This window comes from Streptococcus sp. OH4692_COT-348 (assembly GCF_003859975.1).
GTDB lineage: Bacteria > Bacillota > Bacilli > Lactobacillales > Streptococcaceae > Streptococcus.
Genome location: NZ_RQZB01000006.1, coordinates 41,268 through 67,277 on the forward strand (window position 1 = coordinate 41,268; position 26,010 = coordinate 67,277).

A 26,010-nucleotide genomic window follows, 5' to 3' on the forward strand; every position below is an offset into this window, starting at 1 on the left:
TCATCTTTCAAGGTAGAGGCAGATTTGTTTGCAATCTAAATATGCCAACTAAAATAATCCACTGGATTCTGATGATTGCTTCACAATCTTCATCTGCCGACTAAAACAATCCACTGGATTGTTTTAGCCACCTAGATATGCTTTTCTGACTTCTTCTGATGAGGCGAGTTCTTTTCCTGTTCCTGATAGAACGATTTTCCCTGTTTCCAATACATAGCCTCGGTCAGAGATTGCGAGTGCTTTATTAGCATTTTGTTCAATCAAGAGGACGGTTGTTCCTTGTTTCTGGATATCTTGAATGATATCAAAAATCTCTTGGATAAAGATTGGGGCAAGTCCCATTGAGGGTTCATCTAAAAGAAGAAGTTTTGGTGTTGACATAAGAGCGCGTCCCATGGCAAGCATTTGTTGTTCCCCCCCTGAAAGAGTGGCTGCATCTTGGTTCTTCCGTTCTTCAAGACGAGGAAAGCGTGAGAAAACCTTCTTCAAGTTAGCTTGATTTTCTTCACGATTTTTCTTCAAGAAAGCTCCCATTTCTAGATTTTCCATAACAGTCAAGCCAGGAAAGACGTGGCGTCCTTCTGGAACTTGTGAAAGGCCACCTGCTACGATTTTCTGAGCCGGCATTTTTTGGATTTCTTGACCTAAAAATTCAATCTTTCCTGAACTAGGTCTAACTAAACCAGACAAGGTACGGAGAATAGTTGTTTTACCTGCACCATTGGCACCGATAAGGGAAACTACTTCTCCTTCATTAACTTCAAAGCTTACATCACGGACTGCTTGGATCATACCGTAATGCACAGAAAGATTATCAACTTTTAACATAGACATTAGGCTTCACCTCCTAGATAAGCTTCGATAACGCGTTTATTGGTCTTAATTTCGTCTGGAGTTCCTTGTGCAATCAAACGGCCATATTCAAGTACGTAGATACGTTCTGTTACTTCCATGACCAGATTCATATCGTGTTCAATCAGCATGATCGTAATCTTAAATTCATCTTTTATACGACGAATTAACTCAGTCAATTCCGCTGTTTCCTGTGGGTTCATACCTGCTGCTGGTTCATCTAAAAAGAGAATTTTAGGTTCCGTAGCGAGGGCACGAACAATTTCCAAACGACGTTGTTGGCCGTAGGCAAGATTTTTAGCTAGAGTTTCTGCATCACCATCTAAATCAAAGATTTTAAGTAATTCCAAGGCTTTAGCCTTTAATTCTTTTTCACTCTTGTAAAAAGCTGGTAAGCGCAAAAAACTAGCAAAAACATGTTGTTTGTGATGGTTGCCAAAAGCAATCAAAACATTGTCCAAAACGGTTAAATCTTTAAAGAGACGGATATTTTGGAAAGTACGTCCAAGTCCCAAAGAAGCAATCTTATAAGGTGACTTTCCATTCAAAAGGTGACCATCTAAGGTTACTGTTCCCTCACTTGGCTCATAAACACCCGTCAAGAGGTTGAAAAGGGTCGTTTTCCCAGCTCCATTTGGACCGATTAGTCCAACCAGTTCCCCTTCGTTCAATTCAAGAGTCACATCTCCAACAGCTGTTAGACCGCCAAAATGTTTGGTTAACTGTTTTACTTCAAGTAATGCCATTAGTTTTGTTCCTCCTTCTTAGATTTTTTAAAGAAACGTGATAGACTCAATTCCCATGTTCCAAGGAGTCCACCTGGTCTGAAAATCATTACCAAGACCAAGGCCAATGCGTAGATAATCATACGCACGCTGGCGACATCTTGGAGAAGCATATTCAAAATTCCAAGAACAATAGCTGAAACGATGGCACCTGTAATGGAACCAAGTCCACCAAATACAACAATGATCAAAACGTTGATTGAGTTGATAAAGGTGTAATCTTTCGGTACGACAGATCCAATAAATCCTGCCTGAAGTGACCCTGCAATACTTGCAGTAATAGCACCAAAGACAAAGGCGATGATTTTAATTTTAGTCGTATTAACCCCAACTGACTCAGCAGCGATTTCATCCTCACGAACAGAGAGGGTTGAACGACCAATTGGACTACGCAAGAAGTTCAAGGTTGCAATGGTTGTAATCACGACAAAGAAGTAAACCATTTGCCAAGTTGTAAAATTAGGAATTCCCAAGATACCTGCCGCACCATTTGTAAGGCTTCCGCCATTGATGATAAAGATACGGATAATTTCAGAAACACCGAGAGTTGCTACCGCAAGATAGTCCCCTTTCAAGCGCAAGGTTGGAATTCCGACAAGTAAGGCAACTGCTCCTGAAAGCAAAGCACCTACAAGCATGGCTCCAAAGAAGGCACCGTAGGTTGGTGATTTAGAACCAATAATAGCTGCGGCATAGGCACCAATCGCCATGAAACCAGCATGTCCAAGTGAAAATTGTCCTGAAAAACCAACGATTAAGTTGAGACCAACAGCCAGAATAATATTAATTCCAATTTGTTGTAAAATCTGTACATAGAATAGGTTGAGTACTCCGACTGAAACCAGTACACTAATCAAGCCATAGCCAGCTAACAAAAGGAGTAACCATAGAATATTAACTTTTAAATTTTCTTTCATCGTTTACACCTTCTCTTTCACATTCTTACCAAGGATACCTGCTGGACGGACAATCAAGATCAACAACAAGATTCCATAAACAATGGCATCACGGAAGTCTGACATTCCAAAGGCTGTCGCAAAAGTTTCCAATAGACCAATCACAAAACCACCAAGAGCCGCACCAGGAATAATTCCGATACCACCAAGTACAGCGGCAACGAAAGATTTAAGACCTGGAGTAACCCCCATCAAAGGCTCAAGAGAGTTATAATAGAGGGCAATCAGAACACCTGCCGCACCCGCAAGAGCTGAACCCAAAGCGAAGGTAAAGCTGATGGTACGGTTTACATTGATCCCCATCAATTGCGCCGCATCGCTATCTACTGATACTGCACGCATGGCTTTCCCCATCTTAGTCTTTTGGACAATGACTTGTAACAAAATCATCAAAATCAAGGAAATCGCCAAAATCATTAACTGTACATTCGTTAAGCTAATTGGTCCCAAATCATAGCGAACTGTTTGAATCGCTTGAGGAAAGGCACGGGTATTAGCACCAACCAGATAGACCATTCCATACTCCAATAGGAAAGAAACCCCAATAGCTGTAATCAAAACAGCAATACGAGTAGAGTGACGCAAAGGTCGGTAAGCAAGGAACTCAATCACGACACCAAGAATGGCCGTCGCTAGCATAGCTACAATAAGCGCTACAAAGAAATTCATTTGGAAAGAATTAATCAAGAAATAACCGATAAAGGCTCCCATCATATAAATATCACCGTGGGCGAAGTTGATGAGCTTGATAATTCCGTAAACCATGGTATATCCTAGGGCTAACAGCGCGTAAACACTACCTAGGATCAAACCATTTACTAGTTGTTGGAGCATAAGATTCACTCTTTCTATTTATAATTCCGAGGGCTTCCCCTCACTTTTTGATAGGTTCTTAAACATCGAAACAGGGAGTGAGTCAGAGGCTCATTCCCTATTTCAACATTTTTCTATTATGGTTTTACAACTTCTGCTGCTTCAACCTTACCATTGTTCATGGTCATCATGTAAGCAGTTTTGACTGTGTTGTGGTCTGCATCGAAGCTTGTTTGACCAGTTACACCTTCAAAGTCTTTTGTTTTAGCAAGATTATCTTTAATCTCACCTGAGTTTTTAGCACCTTTTGCTGCGTTTGCTACAAGGTGAACTGAATCATAAGCCAAGGCTGCAAATGTTGAAGGCTCTTCATTGTACTTAGCACGGTAAGCCTCAAGGAAGGCTTTTGCTTTAGCTGAAACTTCTACAGTAGTTGAGAAGCCTGAGATAAAGTAGATGTTTGATGCTTTTTCAGGGGTTGCTTGTTGTACAAACTCTTCACCGTTGAATCCATCACCACCAACGATTGGCTTGTCAATTCCCATACCACGCGCTTGGTTTACAATTTTACCAGCTTCAGTATAGTAACCAGGAACAATGATAGCATCAAAGTCTTTCCCTTTCATTTTTGTAAGGGCTGCTTGGAAGTCTGTATCACCTGCTACGAAAGTTTCATCTGCAACGATTTCACCCTTGTATGATTCGCGGAAAGATTTAGCAATACCTTTAGCATAGTCACTGGCATTATCAGTGTAAAGAACGACTTTCTTAGCTTGCAATTTATCAGTAACATAGTTTGCGATAATTTTTCCTTGGAAGCTATCTTGGAAAGTTCCAATAAAGAGGTAATCTTGACCTTTAGTCAATCCATCTTGAGTCGCACTTGGTGAAATCAATGGAACACCTGCTTTTGTAGCGTTCGCTACCGCAGCTGCAGTTGCACCAGATGTCGCAGGTCCTACGATTGCTGATACCTTAGATTGGGTTACAAGGTTGGTTGTAACAGAAGCTGCTTCAGCTGTTTCAGACTTGTTATCTTTATCAACTACTTCGATTTGTTTTCCGTCGATACCACCTGCTGCATTGATTTCATCAACGGCAAGTTGAGCACCTTTTTGTTCAGATGTTCCGTAGGCTGCTACGGCACCAGTTTCTTCAAAGTTAAATCCGATTTTGATTGTCTTCTCATCTACTGAGTTACCAGCAGCGTTTGACGCTCCAGACTTCACTTCTCCACAAGCCGCAAGAAGTGCTACACTTGCAAGCGCCACAAACGATAGGGCAAATTTTTTCTTCATCTTTTTTGTCTCCTTATTTCTTAAATAAATAGCATGTTAAGAATATACCGAATTATCAGAAAATTGTCAACACTTTTCTTGAACTTTGTCGATGATAACGTTTTCCTCTCGATAAAGATTGCCCACAAAAGGTGTTTCCAACTCTTGGATATGACAAGCTCTAACTTTTTTAATAAATTTTTCCTTGCTCAAGCGCCCGACCAATTGCTCCACTTCTTGAGTTGGAACATAGAGTTGTAAGTAACGATGTTTCTTGGAATGATAGGTAATATCTCCATAATCCTGCAGTTTTTTTGCATCACGATTATAGTAAAGATAGATAATCAAGCCAGATCGATTGACTTTTTCAAACATGATAAATCCTCTTTCTAAGAAATCTCTCCCTATTATACCAAAAAAAGCAAACCCCGTCGAGTTTGCCTTCTATCAACATTAATTCAATGAATTGTTAGCCATGATTTCATCAATGAAGCCATATTCAAGTGTTTCTTGAGCGCTCATCCAATTATCGCGTTCTGCATCTGCATGGACTTTTTCAATTGACTGACCTGAATTTTCAGCCAAGATTTTTTCCAAGGTATTACGAGTTTTAAGCAAGTGTTCTGCAGCGATCGCCATATCAGTTTGTTGGGTACCACCACCTGTACCGCCCATTGGTTGGTGAATCATATATTCTGCATTTGGAAGCATGAAACGTTTGCCTTTTGCTCCACTTGATGCGATGACTGTCCCCATAGATGCAGCCATTCCCATAACGATGGTTTGGACATCTGCCTTGATAAAGTTCATGGTATCAACGATTGCCAAACCAGCTGAAACAGAACCCCCAGGTGTATTGACATAAAGGTAAATATCTTTTGTACTATCTTGGGCATCCAAGAAAAGCAATTGGGCAATGACAGAGTTAGCCATATTGTCCTCAACAGGACCTGTTAGCATAATGATGCGGTCTTTGAGAAGACGTGAGTAAATATCGTAGGAACGTTCTCCACGGCTTGTTTGTTCAATAACTACAGGAATCATTCATTTCTCCTTTTGAGTTTTATTTTTGTTTGTCAAATGACTGAAGATAAGACTATTATAATATCTTGGTCAAAAAAGGTCAAATTTTTGCTCTGTTTTCATCAGACAGAAACAAAAATTCAACCTCCTTTCACGACTAGAAATCCTATTCCAAGTTAATCTCTTTTTAATGTTATTTCGTACCGAACAAGCGGTCCCCAGCATCTCCAAGACCTGGAACGATATAACCGTGTTCGTTCAAGCGTTCATCCAAGGCTGCTGTAAAGATTTCTACATCTGGATGAGCTTCTTGAAGGGCTTTTACACCTTCTGGTGCTGATACAAGGCAGACAAATTTAATATTTGATGCGCCACGTTTTTTAAGGGAGTCAACAGCCAAGATTGCTGAGCCACCTGTTGCCAACATTGGATCTACGACAAAAATTTGACGTTGGTCAATGTCCTCAGGCAATTTCACCAAGTACTCAACTGGTTGAAGTGTTTCTTCATCACGGTACATACCGATGTGGCCAACTTTAGCAGCTGGAACCAAGCTCAAGAGCCCATCGACCATCCCGATACCTGCACGCAAGATTGGAACGATGGCCAATTTCTTACCTGCCAATTGTTTTTGAACTGTTTTTGTAATTGGTGTTTCGATTTCCACATCTTCTAGTGGAAGATCACGAAGTACTTCATACCCCATCAACATTGCAATCTCATCTACTAGCTCACGAAAAGCTTTTGTAGAAGTATCTGTACGACGCAAGATTGACAATTTGTGTTGAATCAGCGGGTGATTAATAACTTCAATTTTTCCCATTTTTGGAGTTCCTTCTTTCAATTTATTCTTCTTATTATACCAAAAAACGGTTTAAAAATCTTTCTAAACCATTTATTTTTGATAATTTTTACATTAGATCAGCCTCTTTAAGAGCGGCCTGTACTGTCTCAAGTGGTAAATGAGTCAATTCTGTTCCCTTTTCTTGATAAAGATATTGGGCATAGTCGTCCATTCTATACTGGTTGATATAAACCACGCGATTGCAGCCGACCTGCAGCAATTGTTTTGTACAGTTTAGACAAGGAAAGTGGGTCACATAGGCTGTAAAGCCTTTGGGAACACCACGTTCTGCACCTTGAAGGATAGCATTGACCTCAGCGTGAAGGGTGCGAACACAGTGTCCTTCAATGACCAGACATTCGTGGTCAATGCAATGCTCGGTTCCTGACACCGAACCATTGTAACCAGTAGAAATAACCTTATTATCCTTTACCAGAATCGCGCCCACTTTGGCACGTTTACAAGTGGAACGATTGGCAATTAGTAGGGCTTGGGCTGCAAAATACTCATCCCAGGCTAGTCTTTTTTCAGTCATCTCTTTTCTCCTTTTTCTCTATTTTTTAAAAAATGGTAACCGTAAATCCGCAATCTTTTCAGCAGGTACCTTCATGCCATCCTTGATCCATTTTAGTAGGACAGAGACGATGGCCGAGCTCCAGAAGGAATGAAGATAAGAGCTGACACCTTTTGATTTTCCATGGTATTTTTCTAGAAATTCCTGCATGGCTTGGACAAAGATTTTTTCCAGATGGTAATCCAAGGCCAATTGAATCACTCTGGCTTCCTTTCTTGCTTCTCGGAAAAGGTGAACCCAGACCAGATAAAGGTCTGTCTTTAAATCATAATGATGCAACTGTTCCATGATATTGTGGACACTCCGTTTAAAGACACTCTCTAAAATTTCCTCTTTGGAATCATAATTACGATAAAAGGCCGCACGCGAAACGCCTGCACGTTTGACCAATTCAGAAATACTAATCTTGGTCAAGTCCTTTTTTTCCAAGAGCTGCAAGAGGGCTGTTTCAATAGCTTCTCTAGTTAATAAATTGGATTCTTGGTTTGATTTTCTGAGATTTTCAAGAGATTTTTCAGAGATTCTACGTTCAGACATAACATTTTCTTTCTACTTGTCACAACAGACGGATAAGGCTTTTGTTTCAAGGGCTTTCATGATATAATTGTAAAAAAAGACAGAACCTTTGTCAATGTATAAATGGCAAAGATGGAGAATTTCTATGACTTGGAAGATTATTGCTGACTCTGGTTGTGATTATCGTCAACTGGCAAAACCAGCTATTGACACGACCTTTGTAAGCGTCCCCTTAACCATTCAAGTAGCTGATCAGGTCTTTGTTGATGACGCCAATCTTGATATTAACCATATGATGGAAACCATGTATGCAACTGCAGAAGCTTCAAAATCAGCTTGTCCAAGCCCAGATGATTATTTGCGAGCATTTGAAGGAGCCAAAAACATTTTCCTAGTAACCATCACTGGTACTCTTTCTGGCAGTCACAATAGTGCTCAACTAGCCAAGAATATTTATCTGGAAGAACATCCTGACACTAAGATTCATGTAATTGATAGTTTGTCTGCTGGCGGTGAAGTTGACTTGCTCGTAGAAAAATTAAATGACTTAATTGACCAGGGCCTATCTTTTGAAGAAGTGGTTAAAGCTATCACAGCTTATCAAGAAAAAACCAAGTTGCTCTTTGTTCTAGCCAAAGTCGATAACTTGGTGAAAAACGGCCGTTTGAGCAAGCTTATCGGTACAGTCGTTGGCCTTCTCAACATTCGTATGGTCGGAGAAGCTAGTGAAACTGGAACCCTCGAATTACTACAAAAAGCACGAGGTCCAAAGAAATCAGTTCAGGCAGCCTATGAAGAGTTGATAAAAGCTGGATATGCTGGTGGTCGTATTGTCATGGCTCAACGCAATAACGAAAAATGTTGCCAACAGCTTTCAGACCGAATCCGTGAAAATTTCCCACAGGCGGATATTAAAATTCTCCCAACATCTGGTCTCTGCAGTTTTTATGCAGAAGATGGTGGTTTGCTGATGGGATATGAAATTGATTAATTGCATTCTTGACAAGAGGTGACCATCATCTCTTGTTTTTTTGTGGTACAATAGAGCTATGAAACATTTTGATACTATTGTCATCGGTGGAGGTCCTGCTGGCATGATGGCTACTATTTCCAGTAGCTTTTATGGTCAGAAAACCCTCCTCATCGAAAAAAATCGGAAACTTGGAAAAAAATTAGCTGGGACTGGTGGGGGACGTTGCAATGTAACCAATAACGGAACTCTAGATGACCTACTAGCTGGCATCCCTGGGAACGGACGCTTTCTTTACAGTGTCTTCTCTCAGTTTGATAATCATGATATCATTAACTTTTTTACAGAAAATGGTGTTAAACTTAAGGTCGAAGACCACGGCCGTGTCTTTCCAGCCAGCGACAAATCTCGAACCATTATCGAGGCCTTAGAAAAGAAAATCACTGAACTAGGTGGCCAAGTTGCTACTCAAACAGAAATTGTTTCGGTTAAAAAGATAGATGACCAGTTTGTCCTTAAGTCCTCGGATCAAACCTTCACTTGTGAGAAACTCATTGTCACAACAGGTGGTAAATCCTATCCTTCTACTGGTTCGACTGGTTTTGGTCATGAGATTGCCCGCCATTTCAAACACACCATCACCGAGCTTGAGGCCGCTGAAAGTCCTTTGTTGACAGATTTTCCACACAAAGCCTTGCAGGGAATTTCTCTGGACGATGTGACCCTAAGTTATGGTAAGCATGTCATCACTCATGATTTACTCTTTACCCACTTTGGTTTGTCAGGTCCTGCTGCTCTGCGTATGTCTAGTTTTGTCAAGGGTGGGGAGATTCTCTCGCTAGATGTTTTGCCTCAACTTTCTGAAAATGACTTGGCTGCATTTCTAGAAGAAAATCGGGAAAAATCTCTAAAAAATGCCTTAAAAACTTTGCTTCCAGAACGCTTGGCAGAATTTCTTGTGCAAGGATATCCTGAAAAAGTCAAACAGTTGACTGAAAAGGAACAAGAACAACTTCTCCAGTCCATCAAAGGACTTAAAATTCCTGTTACTGGTAAAATGTCCTTAGCTAAATCCTTTGTTACCAAGGGTGGCGTCAGTCTTAAGGAAATCAACCCTAAAACTCTGGAAAGCAAGCTGGTACCTGGCCTCCACTTTGCGGGCGAGGTACTGGATATCAATGCCCACACAGGTGGCTTTAACATCACTTCCGCTCTCTGCACTGGTTGGGTGGCTGGATCAAACCCAATCTAAATTATTCAATGGCTAGGCTAAATCAGCCCCAAAAGAAAGGAACTACTTTGGAACATATTATTTTGTTAAGGGGAGTTACTCCTAATGGAAAAAATGCTATCCCTAAAATGTCTTATCTAGTAGATATCTTAACAGAAGCTGGTTTTCAACAAGTTCGAACCTATATTCAAAGTGGGAATATCATTCTTGAAAGTGACTTAGATTTAGAAACAATACGAGAACGTGTTCATACTCTAATAAATGAAAATATTGGTGCTGACTTAAAAATGGTAATCAAGAACAAAAGTGATTTTAAAAAAATTGTCCAAGAAAACCCGTTTGGAGAACACTATCTTTATGACCGTATACACGTGATTTTTTATCAAGAATCTATTCAAAGTCTCCCTTTAGAAAAATTGAAAATTGATTACGGTGAAGAAGAAATTTGTATCGGTAACCATTGTCTTTACCTCTATCTCCCTAGAACTGTAAAACAAAAGAAACTCCATACCAACTATCTTGAAAAGCTTTTCAATGTAGATTTGACCATGCGAAAACTAAATGTAGTAGAAAAATTATTAAGCAAGTAGTGCTTGAATTTAGCAAAAATCGGAAGAATACTCCTCCGATTTTATTTTGTCTGAGTTTGGACATAGTGGGCAATCACATCTGATGTGTACTGGGCTGTACCAAGTCCAAATTTGTCAATATTTTCCTTAAACTCTGGGTTATAGACGTAGCCTTTACCAATATGGCCGAAGACTTCAATAGAGCAGTCAAATCCATAAGTACGGATGGCTTGCAAGAGTTTGCCTGCTTCTTCTTGGTTTTCAGACGCTGTTATCGGTAGACCAGCTTGAAGATTTTGTGCCAAGGCTTGAAAGACTTGATTGAAGGCAGACGTAGCCTCGTCTTCGTGACCTTTTTGGCGCTCGATGGCCTGGTCCATGACTTCTTGTCCATATTTCTCTACCGCCTCGTGGTGGTACTTTTGATGGTCTTGGTAGTTAAATCCTGCAAATTTCTCTTGAATGGTCATTTGTCTTTCTCCTTTATGTTCTTGAATGGTTTTTTGCAAGGTGGAAATCAAGGTATCCAGATGTTCCCTTTCTCGAGTCAAATAGTCCAACTGCCTAGTCAAATGAGGCAACAAATCTGTCCTTTCTTCCTTTAATAGCTCTGCTATTTTTTCTAAAGAAAAGCCTAGATATTTATAGTAAAGAATGACCTGAAGGCGTTCCAAATCCTCCTGACTGTAGGTTCGATAACCGTTTTCCGACTTTAAAGGAACCAAAAGTCCTATCTTGTCGTAGTGGTGCAGAGTCTTGACAGATACGCCCGAAAGCTGCGCAGCTTCTTTTATATGGTACATGATTTTCTCCTTACATTGATAGTATAACCCCTCCCCTTGGGTCAGAGTCAAGCGTTTTTGTGAATTTTTTTAAATTTTTTGAGAAAGGTGTGAAAACTTGAAAATGGTTTTCTTGACAGACCTTAGAAAACATGATAGGATAGTCAAGTCTATCAATCAAAAGAAACGCTCACTTTGAGTACTGATGAGGCTATTTGCCAAGGGCAGTAGCTTTTTCTTTTGTAACACTAATTTTAGGAGTTTAACTATGTCTGAAAAATCGCAATGGGGTTCTAAACTGGGATTTATCCTAGCATCTGCTGGTTCAGCCATCGGACTTGGTGCCGTTTGGAAATTCCCCTACATGACTGCTGCTAATGGCGGTGGAGGCTTTTTACTGGTCTTTCTCATTTCCACTATTCTAATCGGTTTCCCTCTTTTGCTAGCTGAATTTGCCCTTGGCCGAAGTGCTGGTGTCTCTGGGATTAAAACCTTTGGAAAACTAGGCAAGAATAGCAAATACAACTTTATCGGTTGGATTGGTGCCTTTGCCCTTTTTATCCTCTTATCATTCTACAGTGTTATTGGAGGATGGATTCTGGTTTATCTGGGTATTGAGTTTGGAAAATTGTTCCAACTTGGTGAAACGAGTGATTACGCTCAGTTGTTTACTTCAATCATTTCCAATCCAGTCATTGCCCTAGGAGCTCAAGCAGCCTTTATCCTGTTGAATATCTTTATTGTATCACGTGGTGTTCAGAAAGGGATTGAAAGAGCATCTAAGGTTATGATGCCCCTACTCTTTATCATCTTTGTCGTCATCATCGGGCGCTCTCTCAGTTTGCCAAATGCCATGGAAGGCGTTCTCTACTTCCTCAAACCAGACTTTTCAAAACTGACCAGTGCTGGCCTCCTCTATGCTCTGGGACAATCTTTCTTTGCCCTCTCACTAGGGGTTACAGCCATGCTGACCTATGCTTCTTATTTGGATAAGAAAACCAATCTAGTCCAGTCAGGAATTTCTATCGTAGCAATGAACATCTCGGTGTCCATCATGGCAGGTCTCGCCATTTTCCCAGCCATGTCAGCCTTCAATATCCAGTCTGAAGGGGGACCAAGCTTGCTATTTATCGTCTTACCTCAACTCTTTGACAAGATGCCTTTGGGAACCATTTTCTACATCCTCTTCCTCTTGCTCTTCCTCTTTGCGACAGTCACTTCTTCTGTCGTTATGTTGGAAATCAATGTAGGCAATATCACCAATCAGGACAACAGCAAACGTACTAAGTGGAGTACTATTTTAGGAATCTTGACCTTTGTTTTTGGTATTCCTTCAGCCCTTTCTTACGGTGTCATGGCAGATATTCACATTTTCGGTAAAACCTTCTTTGACGCTATGGACTTCTTGGTTTCCAATCTTCTCATGCCATTTGGAGCCCTCTGCCTTTCACTTTTTACAGGCTACATCTTCAAAAAGGCTCTTGCTATGGAGGAACTCCATCTCGATGAAAGAGCATGGAAACAGGGACTGTTCCAAGTCTGGCTCTTCCTTCTTCGCTTTATTATTCCAATCATCATCATCGTGGTCTTTATCGCCCAATTTATGTAATCAAAAAGGACTTGAGTAGTGAACTCAGGCCCTTTCTTTTTTTTATGGATGGCTAGCAATCAATTCCAAACCTTGCCCTTCCAGAGTCCAAGTTTCAACATCACTTGGTAGGATAAAGTGGCTACCTTTTTGGATTGGATAGTTTTTTCCGTCAACAGTCAGTTGACCTTGACCAGCCAAGACACTGAATAAGCTGTAGTCAGCTGTCTTTTCGAAGTCAACTTTTCCAGTAATTTCCCACTTGTAAACTGCAAAGAAATCATTGGATACAAGGAGAGTTGAACGCAAATCATCTGCTTTGACAGTTACAGGACGGCTATTTGCTGGCTCACCAATGTTTAATACATCAATGGATTTTTCAAGGTGAAGTTCACGCAAGTTCCCCTTGTCGTCCTTACGGTCAAAGTCATAGACACGATAGGTGGTATCGCTAGACTGCTGGGTTTCAAGGATTAAGATACCTGCCCCGATAGCGTGCATGGTGCCACTTGGTACATAGAAGAAATCTCCAGCCTTAACTGGTACTTTTGTCAACAAAGTATCCCAATTCTTGTCCTCAATTTGCTGGCGGAGTTCTTCTTTTGACTTGGCATTGTGACCGTAGATAATCTCTGAACCTTCATCCGCAGCGATGATGTACCAGCATTCTGTTTTTCCAAGTTCGCCTTCATGCTCGAGTCCGTAAGCATCGTCTGGGTGAACTTGGACGCTGAGCCAGTCGTTGGCATCCAGAATCTTAGTCAAAAGCGGAAATACAGGCTCAGGACGATTGCCAAACAATTCACGGTGCTCCGCATACAAAGTAGCTAGATCTGTTCCCTCGTAACGACCATTTGCCACCTTTGAAACTCCATTTGGATGAGCTGAGATGGCCCAGTATTCCCCTATTTTTTCACTTGGGATGTCGTAGCCAAACTCATCACGTAGCTTGGTTCCACCCCAGATTTTTTCTTGCATAACTGATTGTAAAAATAATGGTTCTGACATCTTAATCTCCTGTCTGATTTTTCTCCCCTCATTATAGCAAAAAAAGAATTCGAATTGAACTCTTTTTAACATCTTATAAAGTAGGGAGAAAATTTTATAAAAATAGTGAATAAATCCCTTCTTATGCTATAAGTTTTATTGGCGATCAAACTCTACTATGTCCTATTTCATACGATAAAAATCAAGCACTAGACCAGCAGGACCTTTAACTAATAAGGACTCTGTTCCCCAATCCGTTTCACAAGGGACGTGTAAAATCTCGACACCGATCTCTTTTAATCGTTGGTAGTTCTGGTCTACATCCTCAACCTCGATATGAAGAATGATTCCTGACTGAAAATATTCCAAAGGAACCAAATGATTTTGGGACAACATCAGACAGTGACTGCCAATCGTAAACTGAGCAAAACTGTCATCAACATAATCGGACTTTTTATCCAAAATACGCTCCAAGTCAGCACAGGCTTTGGGAACATCTGAAACGATAATATCTAATTGATTTAAATTCATTTACTATCCTCCATAAAAAGACCGGATTACTCCGATCTTTTTAAGTTCCACGAAGGAATTATTTAATTGCGCGTGATTGCAAACCTTCTTCTTCCAAGAAGAGACGGAATGGTACGAGTTCTTCTGCTTCGTATTTTTCCTTGAAGGCTTTGATTGCTTCTTCTGAGTGAAGTTTTGGATCCAATTCAAGTACTTCTACTGGAAGTGGACGGTGTGGAGTGATGCGAGCATCGATAACAACAGTTTTACCTTCTTTGTTCAATTTAACAGCTTCTGCAACAACTGCATCGATATCTTCGATACGGTTTACTGTAAATCCAACAGCTCCTTGAGCTTCAGCAATTTTAGCGTAGTCAGCGTTTGTGAAGTCACAACCAAACAAGTGTTTGTTTGTGTCTTCGTATTTGTCCTTGATGAAGGCATATTTATCATTTGAGAAGACAACGTTGATAACTGGAAGGTCGTATTGAACGTTTGTGATAACGTCTGGGTAGCACATGTTAAATGCTCCATCACCCATGATGTTCCATACTTGGCGATCTGGATTGTCTTTCTTAGCAGCGATACCACCAGGAAGGGCAATACCCATTGTCGCAAAGAGTGGAGATGTGCGCCACATGTTCTTAGGTGTCATGTGAAGGTGACGAGTAGATGTTTGAGTAGTGTCACCTACGTCGATTGAGTAGATAGCGTCTTGATCAGCATGTTTGTTGATTGCATTGTAAACTTGGTACAATTGCAATTCACCCTCAGTTTTACCTTCGAGTTTGTTCATGTAATCACGCCAGTTTTGGTTGTTCTTAACGTTTGCACGCCACCATGGAGTTGATTCAACTGGGTTTACTTTATCAAGGATAGCTTTAGCTGCTTGACCTGCGTCACCAAGGATTGAAGCGTCAAGGGCATGACGTTTACCAAGTTTGTAAGGGTCAATATCCACTTGGATGAATTTTTCAGTATTCTTGAATGCTTCGTAAACTTCAGCAAATGGGAAGTTTGAACCAAGGAAAAGAACTGTGTCTGCTTCAAAGACCACTTCGTTGGCTGGTTTCCAACCAACACGGTAAGCAGAACCTGTCAAACCTTCATAGTTCCATTCGAAAGCTTCAAAGTTTTTACCAGTTGTGATGATTGGTGCTTTGATTTTACGTGACAATTCAGTGATCACTTCACCAGCTTTCACACCACCGTAACCAGCGTAAATAACTGGACGTTCAGCATTGTTCAAGATTTCAACAGCTTTGTTGATTTCAACTTCGTTCAAAGCAGGAGCGATGAATGAACGTTCGTATGAACCTGAACCGTAGTATGAATTTTCGTCGATTTCTTGGAAACCGAAGTTTACTGGGATTTCAACAACAGCTGGACCTTTTTTAGAAACTGCAGCACGGCAAGCTTCGTCAATAACTTTTGGCAATTGCTCAGCGTAAGCTACACGTTTGTTGTATACAGCGATACCGTTGTACATTGGGTTTTGGTTCAATTCTTGGAAAGCATCCATGTTCAATTCGTTAACTGGACGTGATCCAAGGATTGCTAGGAATGGAGTGTTATCCATAGCTGCATCGTAAACACCGTTAATCAAGTGAGTCGCACCTGGACCACCTGAACCAACTGCAACCCCGATTGAGCCGCCGAATTTAGCTTGCATAACCGCTGCAAGAGCACCTGTTTCTTCGTGGCGAACTTGCAAGAAACGGATATCTTTGTCTTCAGCCAAAGCGTCCATCAATGAGCTGAGTGTTCCTGATGGGATACCGTAGATTGTGTCTACGCCCCATGTTTTCAATACATTAAGCATTGCTGCAGATGCAGTAATTTTCCCTTGAGTCATAATGATAACTCTCCTTCAAATATTTTTAAATTTACTAAGAAACATTCATATAAATTATGAAAACGCTTTTAGTAAATTTATTACAATTCTAATTTACCACATTTAATTTTAGTTTACTAAGAATCTGCTCAGAAGTTTTTATTCTCTATTACAGTACAGTTTGAAAACGTTTTTAAATTCTGTTTTATAATAAAAAGCGAGTAAGCCCACTTTTAGTCGATTTTACTAAAGTTTAGTAAGAGTGAACTAGTCAGAACAGATACAGAACTAAAGGCCATGGCTAGACCAGCTAGTTCTGGATTGAGGGCCAGTCCAACACCAGAAAAGACTCCTGCTGCAATCGGAATTCCGACGACATTGTAAATAAAGGCCCAGAAAAGATTGAGCAGAATACGATGAAAGGTTTTCTTACTCATGTCAAAGGCACGTACCACTCCTAGGAGGTTATTAGTTGTCAACACCAAATCTGCTGACTCGATGGCAATATCTGTTCCAGCTCCCATAGCAATTCCCACCTCCGCTACACTGAGGGCAGGAGCATCATTGATGCCATCACCAACAAAGGCTACTTTGCCAGCCACTTGTAGCTTATGAATTTCATGAGCTTTTTCTTCTGGCAAGACACCTGCAATAACCTCTTCGATTCCGATTTGATCTGCAATAGCACGTGCCACACCTGCATTGTCTCCTGTCAGCATGACTGTTTTAAGACCTCGTTTTTTCAACTGACTGATGGCAAGCTTGGCATTTTCCTTAGGAATATCTTGCAAAGCAAGCAAGCCTTTGATTTCATTGTCCACAGCCAAAAACACAACTGTCTTAGCTTCTTTTTCCAGTTGTTCTAGTTTTTCTTGATAAGTGCTAGAAATGTTCATGCCATCCAGCATTTTAGCATTTCCAAGCAGAACTTGTTTTCCATTGATTTGCCCTGAAACACCTTTTCCGTGCAAGGCTTGGAAATTTTCCACAGTGTGAAGCTCAAGTCCAGTTTCAGTCGCTCGCTTAACAATAGCCTCAGCCAGTGGGTGTTGAGAAGCTTCTTCCAAGGAAGCTGCCAATCCAAGCACTTCTACTTCGTCGCCGATGATATCTGTGACCACAGGTTTCCCTTCCGTCAAAGTTCCAGTCTTATCAAAGACAATAGTTTGGATTTTTTGGATTTCCTGTAGAACCGTTCCATTTTTGAGGAGAACTCCCATCTTGGCACTGCGACCTGTCCCCACCATAAGGGCTGTCGGTGTTGCAAGTCCCAAGGCACAAGGGCAGGCAATAATCAGAACTGCTACTCCATAGAGAAGCGAAGACACAAAGCTCGCTCCAAGCACGACTACACTATCCCTGAGCAAGACAAACCAAACCCAAAAGGTCACAATCCCTAAAATGACAACTGCTGGGACAAAAATCCCTGAAATTTTATCCGTCAAATCCTGAATCGGCGCACGACTAGTTTGAGCTTTCTTCACAAAATCCACAATCTGAGCCAAAACAGTCTCTGAACCAACTTTTTCTGCTCTAAAAACAAGTGTTCCACTATTATTGATGGTTGAGCCAATCACAGTATCTCCAACTGTCTTGTCCACAGGAAGACTCTCACCCGTCACCATGGATTCATCAATACTGGAGACACCTTCTACTACAACACCATCAACAGCAATCTTCTCGCCTGGGCGCACTCGAATTAGGTCACCTACCTTGACTTGTTCCAAAGGAACTTGAACATAGCTTTCCTCACGCAAGACTTCTGCAATTTTAGCCTGCAAGTCAAGCAATTTCTCCACAGCTTGGGAAGTATTTTTCCGCATTTTCTCCTCAAAAACGGCTCCCAAAAGAACGAAGAAAAGGATAAATCCAGCACTTTCAAAGTAGACAGGGAGCCCAGTAAAGAGAGCAACTAGGCTATAGAAATAGGCTACTAGGGTTCCCAGAGCAACCAAGGTATCCATGTTGGCATTGTGCTTTTTAAAACTAGCCCAAGCACTTTGAATATAAGGACCATCTGCCACCAGCATAATCGGCGTTGTGGCTAGAAAGGTGCCCCAACGCATGACTTGGTGACTAATTCCTCCTGTCGACATTCCAATCATGAGAATCACAAGAGGCACAGTAAAGATACTAGTAATCCAAAAACGCTGTAAAAGTGATAGAGATTTTCGAGTCTTCTCAACTACGGTATAACTCCCCTTTTGCATCTTCATGCCACAAGAAAATTCATGTTGACCTAATTCTTGAGGTGTAAAACGAATGACCTTATCCTCATCTACGCCGACTGGTTCTAAGATGCCTTCTTCTTCAAAAAGAATTTCCTTATAACAGTTTGAAGGAGTGGCGCGATGAAAGGTAATCTCAGCTGGAATTCCCTTTTGAAGCTGGATATGGGCTGGATGATAGCCTTTCTCAGCTCGGATACGGATTTTTTGAATACCATTTTCTAAGCTTGCTTTCACAATTTCAGTCATACCATTCTCCTATTCTACAATCATCTTGCCGTGCATCATGTTCATACCACAAGCAAAGCCAAACTCTCCAGCCTGCTCAGGCGTGATTTCCACTACATACTCTTCCCCCATTGGCAGGTCCGCATGGACACCAAAGTCTGGAAAAACAATCTGATCCAGACAGGGTGACGGATCCTTGCGGTCAAAGACAATACGAGCTGGCACTGATTTCTTGAGGATAATCAACTCAGGCGTATAGCCTCCCATGACTTCCACTCGAATCTCTTGGTAGCCCTTTTTTTGCTGGGCCTTTTGTCCAGATTTCTCAGGCTTTTTGAAAAACCAGAACCAGATAAAGGCGATAAGGGCAATACAAATAATGGTTACAATACTATTTAACATGACGTCTCCTTTACATACAATTACATCTTACTTCTCTCACAGCGTTTGATTTCTTCTCTGAAATCACAGCTTCCAAGTCTTCCAAGTCAGCCTGAGTAAAATCACATTCAGTAATCAAATCAGCCAACAAATTCTTAATCCTACGGGAACAAACCTTGTCCTTGATATCTTGGACAAGTAAATCCCGACTTTGGTCCAAAGTTAAAAGGGCTGAATAGACAAAGAACTTGCCTTCTTTTTTCCTTGTCAGACACTCTTTCTCAACCAAACGAGCCAAAAGAGTTTGAATGGTTGACTTGGACCAGTCGAACCGCTCCGCCAGAACCCTGATCAAATCCGTACTGGTCTGCTCTCCTTGCATCCAAATAATCTTCATGACCTGCCATTCTGCATCTGAAATCTGCATCATCACACCTCCTAAATCTACATTTGTCAATTACAATTATCAGTATACTCTCAAAATCTACATTTGTCAATTATGAAATTAATCTTTTCTTTGAAAAATTGAAGTTTAACCATATGATAAAGGATTTCCAGTCAAATCTTACTATATAAACTATAAAAATATGCTATACTAAAGAAAAAAGAAAACAACCACTAGGGGTGCGTAAAGCTGAGATTAACAACTGTTAGACCCTTTGACTCAATCTAGGTAATGCTAGCTGATGGAAGTGGAAATGATAATGGGGACTAGCAGTCTTCTATTGCCTTTCTAAAACTGACCAGCTTGTTCTTAAGAATACAAACTTCAGTTGGTTGGGAGGTTTTAGATGACTTATTTACCCGTTGCTTTGACCATTGCAGGGACTGACCCTAGTGGTGGTGCTGGCATTATGGCTGATTTGAAATCATTCCAAGCTAGAGATGTCTATGGAATGGCAGTTGTGACCAGCCTTGTCGCTCAAAATACCAGAGGCGTTCAGCTAATCGAGCACGTTTCTCCTCAAATGTTGAAAGCCCAATTGGACAGTGTCTTTTCTGATATCAAGCCTCAGGCTGTAAAAACTGGGATGTTGGCAACTACTGAAATTATGGAAATCATCCAGCCCTATCTTAAAAAGCTGGATTGTCCCTACGTCCTTGATCCTGTTATGGTCGCTACGAGTGGAGACACTCTGATTGATACCAGTGCCAGAACCTACCTAAAAACAAACCTGCTTCCCCTTGCAAGCATTATCACACCCAATCTTCCTGAGGCAGAAGAGATTGTTGGTTTTTCAATCCATGATCCTGAAGACATGCAGCGTGCCGGTCGCCTGATTTTAAAAGAATTTGGTCCTCAGTCCGTTGTTATCAAAGGCGGGCATCTCGAAGGTGGTGCCAAAGACTTCCTCTTTACCAAGGATGAGCAATTTGTCTGGGAAAGCCCAAGAATTCAAACCTGTCACACCCATGGTACTGGATGTACCTTTGCTGCAGTGATTACGGCTGAACTAGCCAAGGGGAAAACCCTCTATCAAGCAGTCGATAAAGCCAAGGCCTTTATCACGAAAGCCATCCAAGACGCCCCTCAACTCGGTCATGGTTCTGGCCCAGTCAACCATACAAGCTTTAAAGATTAAAAAAACTCTCTAGTTCCCACTTTAAGGGAATTAGAGAGTTTTTATAGTCTTCGAAAATCTCTTCAAACTACGTCAGCTTTATCTGCAACCTCAAAGCTGTGCTTTGAGCAATCTGCGACTATCTTCCTAGTTTGCTCTTTAATTTTCATTGAGTATTAATTAGAAAATAATATCATCCAACTTTGTTAAAAAGGCTTGCGTTTTTGCCTCTACATCTTCTGCTTGCATCAGATCACGTACGACAGCTACACCAGCTATACCCGTACCGATAAGTTGGTCAATGTTCTCTGATGTCAAGCCGCCAATAGCAACTACTGGAATGGCAACCCTTTGGCAAATTGTTTTCAAGGTTGAAATCAGGGTGATAGGCGCATTTTCCTTGGTCGTAGTCGGGAAAATGGCTCCTGTCCCCAAATAATTCGCCCCTCCTTCTTCTGCCTCAATGGCTCTTTTTACAGTTTTAGCTGTGACACCGAGGATTTTTTCAGGACCTAGGACTTTGCGGGCAACCGAAACTGGTAGTTCATCGTCTCCGATATGCAGACCAGCAGCATCAACCGCAAGACAGATATCCAAACGATCATCGATGATCAGGGGTACCTGATAGGCATCTGTTATTTCCTTGACTTGTTTTGCCAGTTGATAATATTGATTGGTTGTGAGATTTTTTTCTCGTAATTGGACTATGGTAACCCCTGAACGGCAAGCCCTCTCAACCTTTTCAAGAAAGCTTTCCACGGAATCTTGGTAGCGATTGGTTACCAGATACAGTCTAAGCGCCTCTCTGTTCATAAACATCTCCTTTGATGGCTTCTAACCAGTTTTCATCTCTTTTTAGAAGAGAGAGTTGATTGAGAACTTGATAACGAAATTCTTCCAATCCCATTCCTTGAACAACTATTCTCTCAGCAGAGATATTGAGATAAGAAACTGCTAGGCAAGAAGCTTCAAATGCGGTCTTTCCTTGGCTGAGAAAAACAGCTGTCAAGGCTCCAACTAAGTCTCCTGTTCCTGTTATACAGTCTAATTCTGCACAGCCATTTCCCAGTACAGCGACCTGATTCTTCGAAACGATGAGGTCCTTGGGGCCTGTGACTAAGAATGACATACCTGGATAGGTCTGACACCAGTCTTTCAAAACTTGAAGCAAATCCTCAGTTTCTTGATCTTTAGCACTCGCATCGACCCCAACGCCGTGATGTTTTAAGCCAACAAGACTTCGAATTTCTGACATGTTTCCTTTAAGGACCGTAGGTCTATAGTCTAAAAGGTCTTTAACTAAGCTCTTACGAATGGATGAAGCTGTTACGCCAACCGCATCTACTACCATTGGGAGACCAGCTTGAGCTGCATAAGAAGCTGTCATACGGATTGCTTTTTCCTTCTCAGCTGACAAATGCCCCAAATTGATGAAGAGTGCCTGGCTTTGCTTAGTAAAATCAAGAACCTCACGAGGGTCATCTGCCATGACAGGTTTGCATCCCAGAGCCAAAATCCCATTTGCTAGCATCTCACAAGAAATCTCATTGGTAATGCAGTGAATGAGGGAAGTCGTTCCCAGAGGAAAAGGATTTGTCAATTCCTGCATCAGTTTATCCTTTCATCAAAGAAATATCCCTGCACTTTTTTAAAGAATTCCTGCTTGATTAAAAATCGAAAGGCAATAAAGGAAATCGCTGTACCGATTAGGGTTGCTCCGAAAAATCGAGGAGTGTAGATAAACCAGCTAAGCTTAGCAGCCGATCCTGTAAAGAGTACCATAACAGGATAGGAAACAATAGAACCGATAATACCTGTTCCCAAAATCTCTCCTAGAGCAGAATAATGGAATTTTCGACCGTACTTATAAAAGAGACCTGCTAGAAGGGCTCCAAAAGTCGCTCCTGTGAGAGCTAAAGGCGGAATCCCTTGAGTCGTCATACGGATAAAGGCTGTCACTGTAGCCATAGCCAAGGCATACACAGGTCCCATCATGATTCCTGCTAGAATATTAACTACACTGGACATCGGTGCCATTCCCTCAATCCGAAAGATAGGCGTAAGGACTACATCAAGGGCAATCATCATAGATAAAATGGTTAATTTATGAACTTGTAATTGGTGCTTTCTCATGTTTATTATTCTCCTTTTTCTAAAGACTGTAAATCGCTCTTCCAGGTTTGGTGTTGGTAGGCCATTTCCCAAAATTTAGCTTCCATATGAACACTAATGTGGAAGGCATCTAGCATTTTTTTCTTGTCTGTCTCGTCACTTTCTCGATAGAGTTGATTGACCAGAGCCCCTTCCTCTCTGATTTGCTGCTCCAACTCATCCGTAATATAAGTTTCAATCCATTGTTGGTAGAGAGGATTTGGTGATGGATTAAGATTGAGTTCCTTGCCTATATCATGGTACAACCATGGACACGGAAGTAAGCTCGCAAAAGCAATGGCTAGATTTGCTTCTTCAAATTGTCGATAAATATGCGAAACATAATGATAACAGGTTGGAGCAATTGGTTGCCGCTCCATTTCCTCATCATTAATTTTCAATTCCTTGAAAAATTGTTGGCGGATAAATAACTCACCCTCCACTAGACTCTGGGCATTTTGTTTCAAGAGTCTTTTCATCTCTTGGTTGGAAGTCTTTTCAGCCAAGATATCATAGGCTTTTGAAAAAGCATTTAAGTAGTAGGCATCCTGTATCAAGTAGTAACGGAAAATAGACGGGTCTAAATTTCCCTTTTGTAACTGCAAAACAAAGGGGTGCCTAAAGGAAGCCTGCCAGGACTCCCTCGATATTTCCATTGCAATATCTGTAAATTCCATAATAACTCCTTTATAAAAATAAACTGGTTTGAAGAATTAAAAATATAAGTAGGTAGATTAATTTTGTTTTTTTAGCAATATAAAAAGTCCTATAGCTATTCTTCAACTGTGCATGTTCGTCATATCCATGCGCCGACAGAGCTCTCAGATAAAGATGACGCCACCTAAAGACTGTCATCAGAACCTTGCTGTAAATCAAGGGAGACCAAAAATGCAGTTCTTGGCCACGTAACAAACAGGCCTCCTTTAAAGATTTAATTTCCTTCTGAATCAGAGGAAAAGCATTGAAAACCACTAGCAAGGCATAGGCCCAAGAACGTGACAATCCCTTTTGGGATAAATACAATAGTAACTCTTTTAGTGAGATGCTTGAGATAAATACAATTCCTATACAAACTGTCACAAAAGCCCTGCTTCCAAGTATAACTGCTTGAGAAGCATCACCATGCAAATGAACTGCCCAGTAGTTGGCAAAGGCTGGTAGAATAGCTAATAAAAGCATCCAAACCATCATACGAAACTTACGGTAAAAACTCATATAGACCATGCAAAAGAAGACGACCGATAAATTGAGAGTAACCGATGGAACAAAGGAGGTTTCCAAGGATAAAATCAGCAAGAAGAGACTGATAATCGGTGTCTGAGTTGCTACTTTGACCATACTATCTCACCTCCCTTTCATCTTCTATACCAAGAGATTTTATAGGCCTTGAGATAGACACTTCTTTTAGATGTTTTAAACCTGTAGCTGTCATTTCAACCCAGTAATCAACTATTGACACAAGAGGATCTAAACGATGGGAAATCACTAAAAAACTACGTCCCTTCTGGCTATCCTCCTTTATCCACTCACAGACATAATCACATGCTCTATCATCTAAACCTGCAAAAGGTTCATCTAGCAAGACTACAGTGGCTCTACTCGTCAGCATGGTCAATAATTGAATCATCTTTTGCTGACCACCACTTAATTGATAGGGGCTCTTATCGAGTGCCTGCTCCAGATTAAAATATCGTAAAGCTTGGAGTATCCGCTGATTTCTTTCAAAATTAGGTCCATCTAATTGAAGTTCCTCTTGCAGACTGACTCGGATAAACTGCTTCTCAGCTTCCTGAACAACACCCGTTAGGTCACGATACAAACTCTTTTTCTTTTTCAGGACTGCCCCCCTCCACGTAATGCGCCCTTTATACTTCTGAAACTGTAGAATGGAGCGAAAAAGGGTTGATTTTCCAACACCATTATCACCTAAGATACAGGAAATTCCTTCATAGAATGTAAAATCAGCAATGGAAAAGAGGGGACTATCATTCAGGACACAGGTCATTTTATCCATATGAAGAAGATTTGAACCAAAATCGACTTCCTTTGAAAAAACTTGTCTCGTTTCAGAGGAAGGAATTTTGAATAATTCCTTTAGTTCTCCATCTCTTAGCTCCACCATATGGTCGATATAGGCTTCATAGTCAGACAAATCATGATCACAAAGAATAATAGTCTTGCCTGCTTGAACCAGTTCCTTTAAAATTCCTAATATTTCAAGGCGGCTTTTTCGATCAATAGATGCAAAGGGCTCGTCTAAAAGATAGACTCTTGGATTCATGGCAAAAAGTACTGCTAAGGCCGCTTTCTGTTTTTCTCCACCGGATAATTGGTGAATCGGACGGTGGAGAATTTTTTGACTTCTACATTTCTCTACAACTTCTGCTATTTTAGACTCAATCTCTTGGATTGGGTAGGCAATATTTTCTAAGGTGAAAACCAGCTCCTCAAACAAGTTCTCCATGGTAAATTGATGATTGGGATTTTGAAAGAGAATACCAACCGTCTGGACACGTTCCACGATAGAAAGCTGACTGATCTCACTCCCATCTATCAGGACTTGACCACTATAGGGAAGAGAACTGACTTGAGCAATAATTTGAAAGAGGGTTGATTTACCCGAACCACTTTTTCCAACCAATAACGTAAAGGCTTGGGACTGAAATGTAAAATCAATCGGCTTTGTGAAAGAGGGATAGGCAATCCCCTTCAATTCCACCCCCATCTATGCTTTACCCCCGGCTGAAAACTGATGGTAAAGTTTGACAATGGCACGAACCAAGATGGTACAGAAGAAAAAGACGGAAATAAAGCGCACCACAAGCAAGGAAAGGACAAAAGGAAGGGAGAAGGCGTAGTAACCTAACTTAATGTATTCATAGACAAAGCTAACAAGCGTAATCCCAATACTATTGGCAGTTAGAGAGAGCCAACTTTCATAGCGATTCTTGGTTACGATAAAACCAAGTTCACTTCCCAAACCTTGAACCAAGCCAGACAAAAGGGCACCTAGACCGAATTGGCTACCATAAAGGACTTCAGCAAGCGCAGCTAGCACTTCTCCAATCGTTGCGCTTCCGACTCTTGGAACAAAGATGGCCGCAATGGGCGCAGCCATACACCAGAGACCAAAGAGGATTTCATTGGCAAAAGCCTGTAAACCAAGAGGGGCTAAAATCAGAGTGAGGATATCAAACAGATAGCCCGATCCCACAAAAACGCCACCAAAAAAGATAGACAAGAAAGCAAGTAAGATAACATCTTTTAAACGCCATTTTTCAAACATAAAAACTCCTTTTAGACAATTGGGCATTTAAGAGATACTACCATCATACTCTGCATCTAGTCT

The 26,010-nt window shown here is 41.0% G+C and carries 29 protein-coding genes and 1 riboswitch; of the genes, 5 read left to right on the forward strand and 24 right to left on the reverse strand.

The annotated features are described in order from the left end of the window. Positions 1-123: 123 nt before the first annotated feature. From EII37_RS04705 to EII37_RS04755, 10 genes are all read right to left on the reverse strand, one after another. The gene (locus EII37_RS04705) at positions 124-834 is read right to left on the reverse strand and encodes an ABC transporter ATP-binding protein (protein WP_000062200.1); all 711 of its coding nucleotides are present in this window, start codon (positions 832-834) and stop codon (positions 124-126) included. After that, positions 834-1,598, reverse strand: a complete 765-nt coding sequence (locus tag EII37_RS04710) for an ABC transporter ATP-binding protein (protein WP_001185997.1) — start codon at positions 1,596-1,598, stop codon at positions 834-836. Before EII37_RS04710 ends, EII37_RS04705 begins: the two co-directional genes overlap by 1 nt. Then, a complete protein-coding gene (locus EII37_RS04715; protein WP_000662290.1) occupies positions 1,598-2,554 on the reverse strand; it encodes a branched-chain amino acid ABC transporter permease in 957 nt (318 codons plus the stop codon). Before EII37_RS04715 ends, EII37_RS04710 begins: the two co-directional genes overlap by 1 nt. Before the next feature lie 3 nt (positions 2,555-2,557). Then, positions 2,558-3,427: a branched-chain amino acid ABC transporter permease gene (locus EII37_RS04720; RefSeq protein ID WP_000941421.1), complete on the reverse strand. Its 870-nt coding sequence runs from the start codon at positions 3,425-3,427 to the stop codon at positions 2,558-2,560. A 116-nt stretch (positions 3,428-3,543) separates the two neighbouring features. Further along, a complete protein-coding gene (locus EII37_RS04725; RefSeq protein ID WP_124787751.1) occupies positions 3,544-4,704 on the reverse strand; it encodes an ABC transporter substrate-binding protein in 1,161 nt (386 codons plus the stop codon). A 66-nt stretch (positions 4,705-4,770) separates the two neighbouring features. Further along, on the reverse strand, positions 4,771-5,058 hold the full coding sequence (locus EII37_RS04730; RefSeq protein ID WP_124787752.1) for a YlbG family protein: 288 nt from the start codon (positions 5,056-5,058) through the stop codon (positions 4,771-4,773). Between the two features lie 78 nt (positions 5,059-5,136). After that, positions 5,137-5,727: an ATP-dependent Clp protease proteolytic subunit ClpP gene (gene clpP / locus EII37_RS04740; RefSeq protein WP_000613475.1), complete on the reverse strand. Its 591-nt coding sequence runs from the start codon at positions 5,725-5,727 to the stop codon at positions 5,137-5,139. A 172-nt stretch (positions 5,728-5,899) separates the two neighbouring features. Next, the gene (gene upp, locus EII37_RS04745; RefSeq protein WP_000515974.1) at positions 5,900-6,529 is read right to left on the reverse strand and encodes a uracil phosphoribosyltransferase; all 630 of its coding nucleotides are present in this window, start codon (positions 6,527-6,529) and stop codon (positions 5,900-5,902) included. Between the two features lie 88 nt (positions 6,530-6,617). Next, positions 6,618-7,085 (reverse strand): cytidine/deoxycytidylate deaminase family protein, encoded by a 468-nt coding sequence (locus EII37_RS04750; RefSeq protein WP_124787753.1) that lies wholly within the window; start codon positions 7,083-7,085, stop codon positions 6,618-6,620. Between the two features lie 18 nt (positions 7,086-7,103). After that, a complete protein-coding gene (locus EII37_RS04755; protein WP_000004132.1) occupies positions 7,104-7,661 on the reverse strand; it encodes a TetR/AcrR family transcriptional regulator in 558 nt (185 codons plus the stop codon). 124 nt (positions 7,662-7,785) lie between these two features. On the opposite strand from EII37_RS04755, the gene EII37_RS04760 reads away from it, so the two are divergent. Genes EII37_RS04760 through EII37_RS04770 form a run of 3 tightly spaced genes read left to right on the forward strand, consistent with a single transcriptional unit; the run spans position 7,786 to position 10,431 of the window. Further along, positions 7,786-8,631, forward strand: a complete 846-nt coding sequence (locus EII37_RS04760; protein WP_124787754.1) for a DegV family protein — start codon at positions 7,786-7,788, stop codon at positions 8,629-8,631. Positions 8,632-8,689: 58 nt separating this feature from the next. Next, positions 8,690-9,862 (forward strand): NAD(P)/FAD-dependent oxidoreductase, encoded by a 1,173-nt coding sequence (locus EII37_RS04765; RefSeq protein WP_124787755.1) that lies wholly within the window; start codon positions 8,690-8,692, stop codon positions 9,860-9,862. Between the two features lie 47 nt (positions 9,863-9,909). Next, positions 9,910-10,431 carry a DUF1697 domain-containing protein gene (locus tag EII37_RS04770; protein WP_124787756.1) on the forward strand — a complete coding sequence of 174 codons (522 nt, stop codon included), beginning with the start codon at positions 9,910-9,912 and terminating at the stop codon, positions 10,429-10,431. Positions 10,432-10,472: 41 nt separating this feature from the next. Here the strand turns inward: EII37_RS04770 and EII37_RS04775 are convergent, their stop codons facing one another. Beyond that, positions 10,473-11,213: a MerR family transcriptional regulator gene (locus EII37_RS04775; protein ID WP_124787757.1), complete on the reverse strand. Its 741-nt coding sequence runs from the start codon at positions 11,211-11,213 to the stop codon at positions 10,473-10,475. A 247-nt stretch (positions 11,214-11,460) separates the two neighbouring features. Here EII37_RS04775 and EII37_RS04780 point away from each other — a divergent pair, with 247 nt between their 5' ends. Beyond that, positions 11,461-12,801 (forward strand): sodium-dependent transporter, encoded by a 1,341-nt coding sequence (locus EII37_RS04780; RefSeq protein ID WP_124787758.1) that lies wholly within the window; start codon positions 11,461-11,463, stop codon positions 12,799-12,801. A gap of 42 nt (positions 12,802-12,843) precedes the next feature. On the opposite strand, the gene manA is transcribed toward EII37_RS04780, so the two are convergent. From manA to EII37_RS04810, 6 genes are all read right to left on the reverse strand, one after another. Beyond that, entirely contained in the window at positions 12,844-13,788 is a 945-nt protein-coding gene (manA, locus tag EII37_RS04785) for a mannose-6-phosphate isomerase, class I (RefSeq protein ID WP_124787759.1), read from the reverse strand. A gap of 162 nt (positions 13,789-13,950) precedes the next feature. Further along, positions 13,951-14,298: a VOC family protein gene (locus EII37_RS04790; RefSeq protein WP_124787760.1), complete on the reverse strand. Its 348-nt coding sequence runs from the start codon at positions 14,296-14,298 to the stop codon at positions 13,951-13,953. 58 nt (positions 14,299-14,356) lie between these two features. Then, complete coding sequence (gene spxB, locus EII37_RS04795) at positions 14,357-16,132, reverse strand: pyruvate oxidase (protein ID WP_000191823.1); 1,776 nt, start codon at positions 16,130-16,132, stop codon at positions 14,357-14,359. Between the two features lie 212 nt (positions 16,133-16,344). Next, complete coding sequence (locus EII37_RS04800) at positions 16,345-18,588, reverse strand: heavy metal translocating P-type ATPase (protein WP_124787761.1); 2,244 nt, start codon at positions 18,586-18,588, stop codon at positions 16,345-16,347. Between the two features lie 9 nt (positions 18,589-18,597). Beyond that, on the reverse strand, positions 18,598-18,969 hold the full coding sequence (locus EII37_RS04805) for a cupredoxin domain-containing protein (protein WP_124787762.1): 372 nt from the start codon (positions 18,967-18,969) through the stop codon (positions 18,598-18,600). A 10-nt stretch (positions 18,970-18,979) separates the two neighbouring features. Continuing rightward, positions 18,980-19,375 carry a CopY/TcrY family copper transport repressor gene (locus EII37_RS04810; RefSeq protein WP_124787836.1) on the reverse strand — a complete coding sequence of 132 codons (396 nt, stop codon included), beginning with the start codon at positions 19,373-19,375 and terminating at the stop codon, positions 18,980-18,982. Positions 19,376-19,558: 183 nt separating this feature from the next. Next, positions 19,559-19,656: riboswitch (TPP riboswitch) on the forward strand. 83 nt (positions 19,657-19,739) lie between these two features. On the opposite strand from EII37_RS04810, the gene thiD reads away from it, so the two are divergent. Then, on the forward strand, positions 19,740-20,531 hold the full coding sequence (thiD, locus tag EII37_RS04815; protein WP_124787763.1) for a bifunctional hydroxymethylpyrimidine kinase/phosphomethylpyrimidine kinase: 792 nt from the start codon (positions 19,740-19,742) through the stop codon (positions 20,529-20,531). A 159-nt stretch (positions 20,532-20,690) separates the two neighbouring features. Here the strand turns inward: thiD and thiE are convergent, their stop codons facing one another. From thiE to EII37_RS04855, 7 genes are read right to left on the reverse strand one after another with little or no spacing between them, the layout of a single operon-like run. After that, positions 20,691-21,323, reverse strand: a complete 633-nt coding sequence (gene thiE / locus EII37_RS04825) for a thiamine phosphate synthase (protein WP_049541191.1) — start codon at positions 21,321-21,323, stop codon at positions 20,691-20,693. Then, on the reverse strand, positions 21,304-22,119 hold the full coding sequence (locus tag EII37_RS04830; protein ID WP_049541190.1) for a hydroxyethylthiazole kinase: 816 nt from the start codon (positions 22,117-22,119) through the stop codon (positions 21,304-21,306). Before EII37_RS04830 ends, thiE begins: the two co-directional genes overlap by 20 nt. Further along, positions 22,119-22,643 (reverse strand): energy coupling factor transporter S component ThiW, encoded by a 525-nt coding sequence (thiW, locus tag EII37_RS04835; RefSeq protein ID WP_049541188.1) that lies wholly within the window; start codon positions 22,641-22,643, stop codon positions 22,119-22,121. The genes EII37_RS04830 and thiW overlap by 1 nt, the downstream gene beginning before the upstream one ends. 5 nt (positions 22,644-22,648) lie before the next feature. Then, positions 22,649-23,338, reverse strand: coding sequence for a thiaminase II (gene tenA / locus EII37_RS04840; protein WP_049541186.1), 690 nt, complete (start codon positions 23,336-23,338; stop codon positions 22,649-22,651). Between the two features lie 10 nt (positions 23,339-23,348). Beyond that, positions 23,349-23,999 (reverse strand): energy-coupling factor transporter transmembrane component T, encoded by a 651-nt coding sequence (locus EII37_RS04845; RefSeq protein WP_049541184.1) that lies wholly within the window; start codon positions 23,997-23,999, stop codon positions 23,349-23,351. A gap of 1 nt (position 24,000) precedes the next feature. Continuing rightward, a complete protein-coding gene (locus tag EII37_RS04850; RefSeq protein ID WP_124787764.1) occupies positions 24,001-25,386 on the reverse strand; it encodes an ATP-binding cassette domain-containing protein in 1,386 nt (461 codons plus the stop codon). Further along, on the reverse strand, positions 25,387-25,947 hold the full coding sequence (locus tag EII37_RS04855) for an ECF transporter S component (protein ID WP_124787765.1): 561 nt from the start codon (positions 25,945-25,947) through the stop codon (positions 25,387-25,389). Positions 25,948-26,010 lie beyond the last annotated feature (63 nt).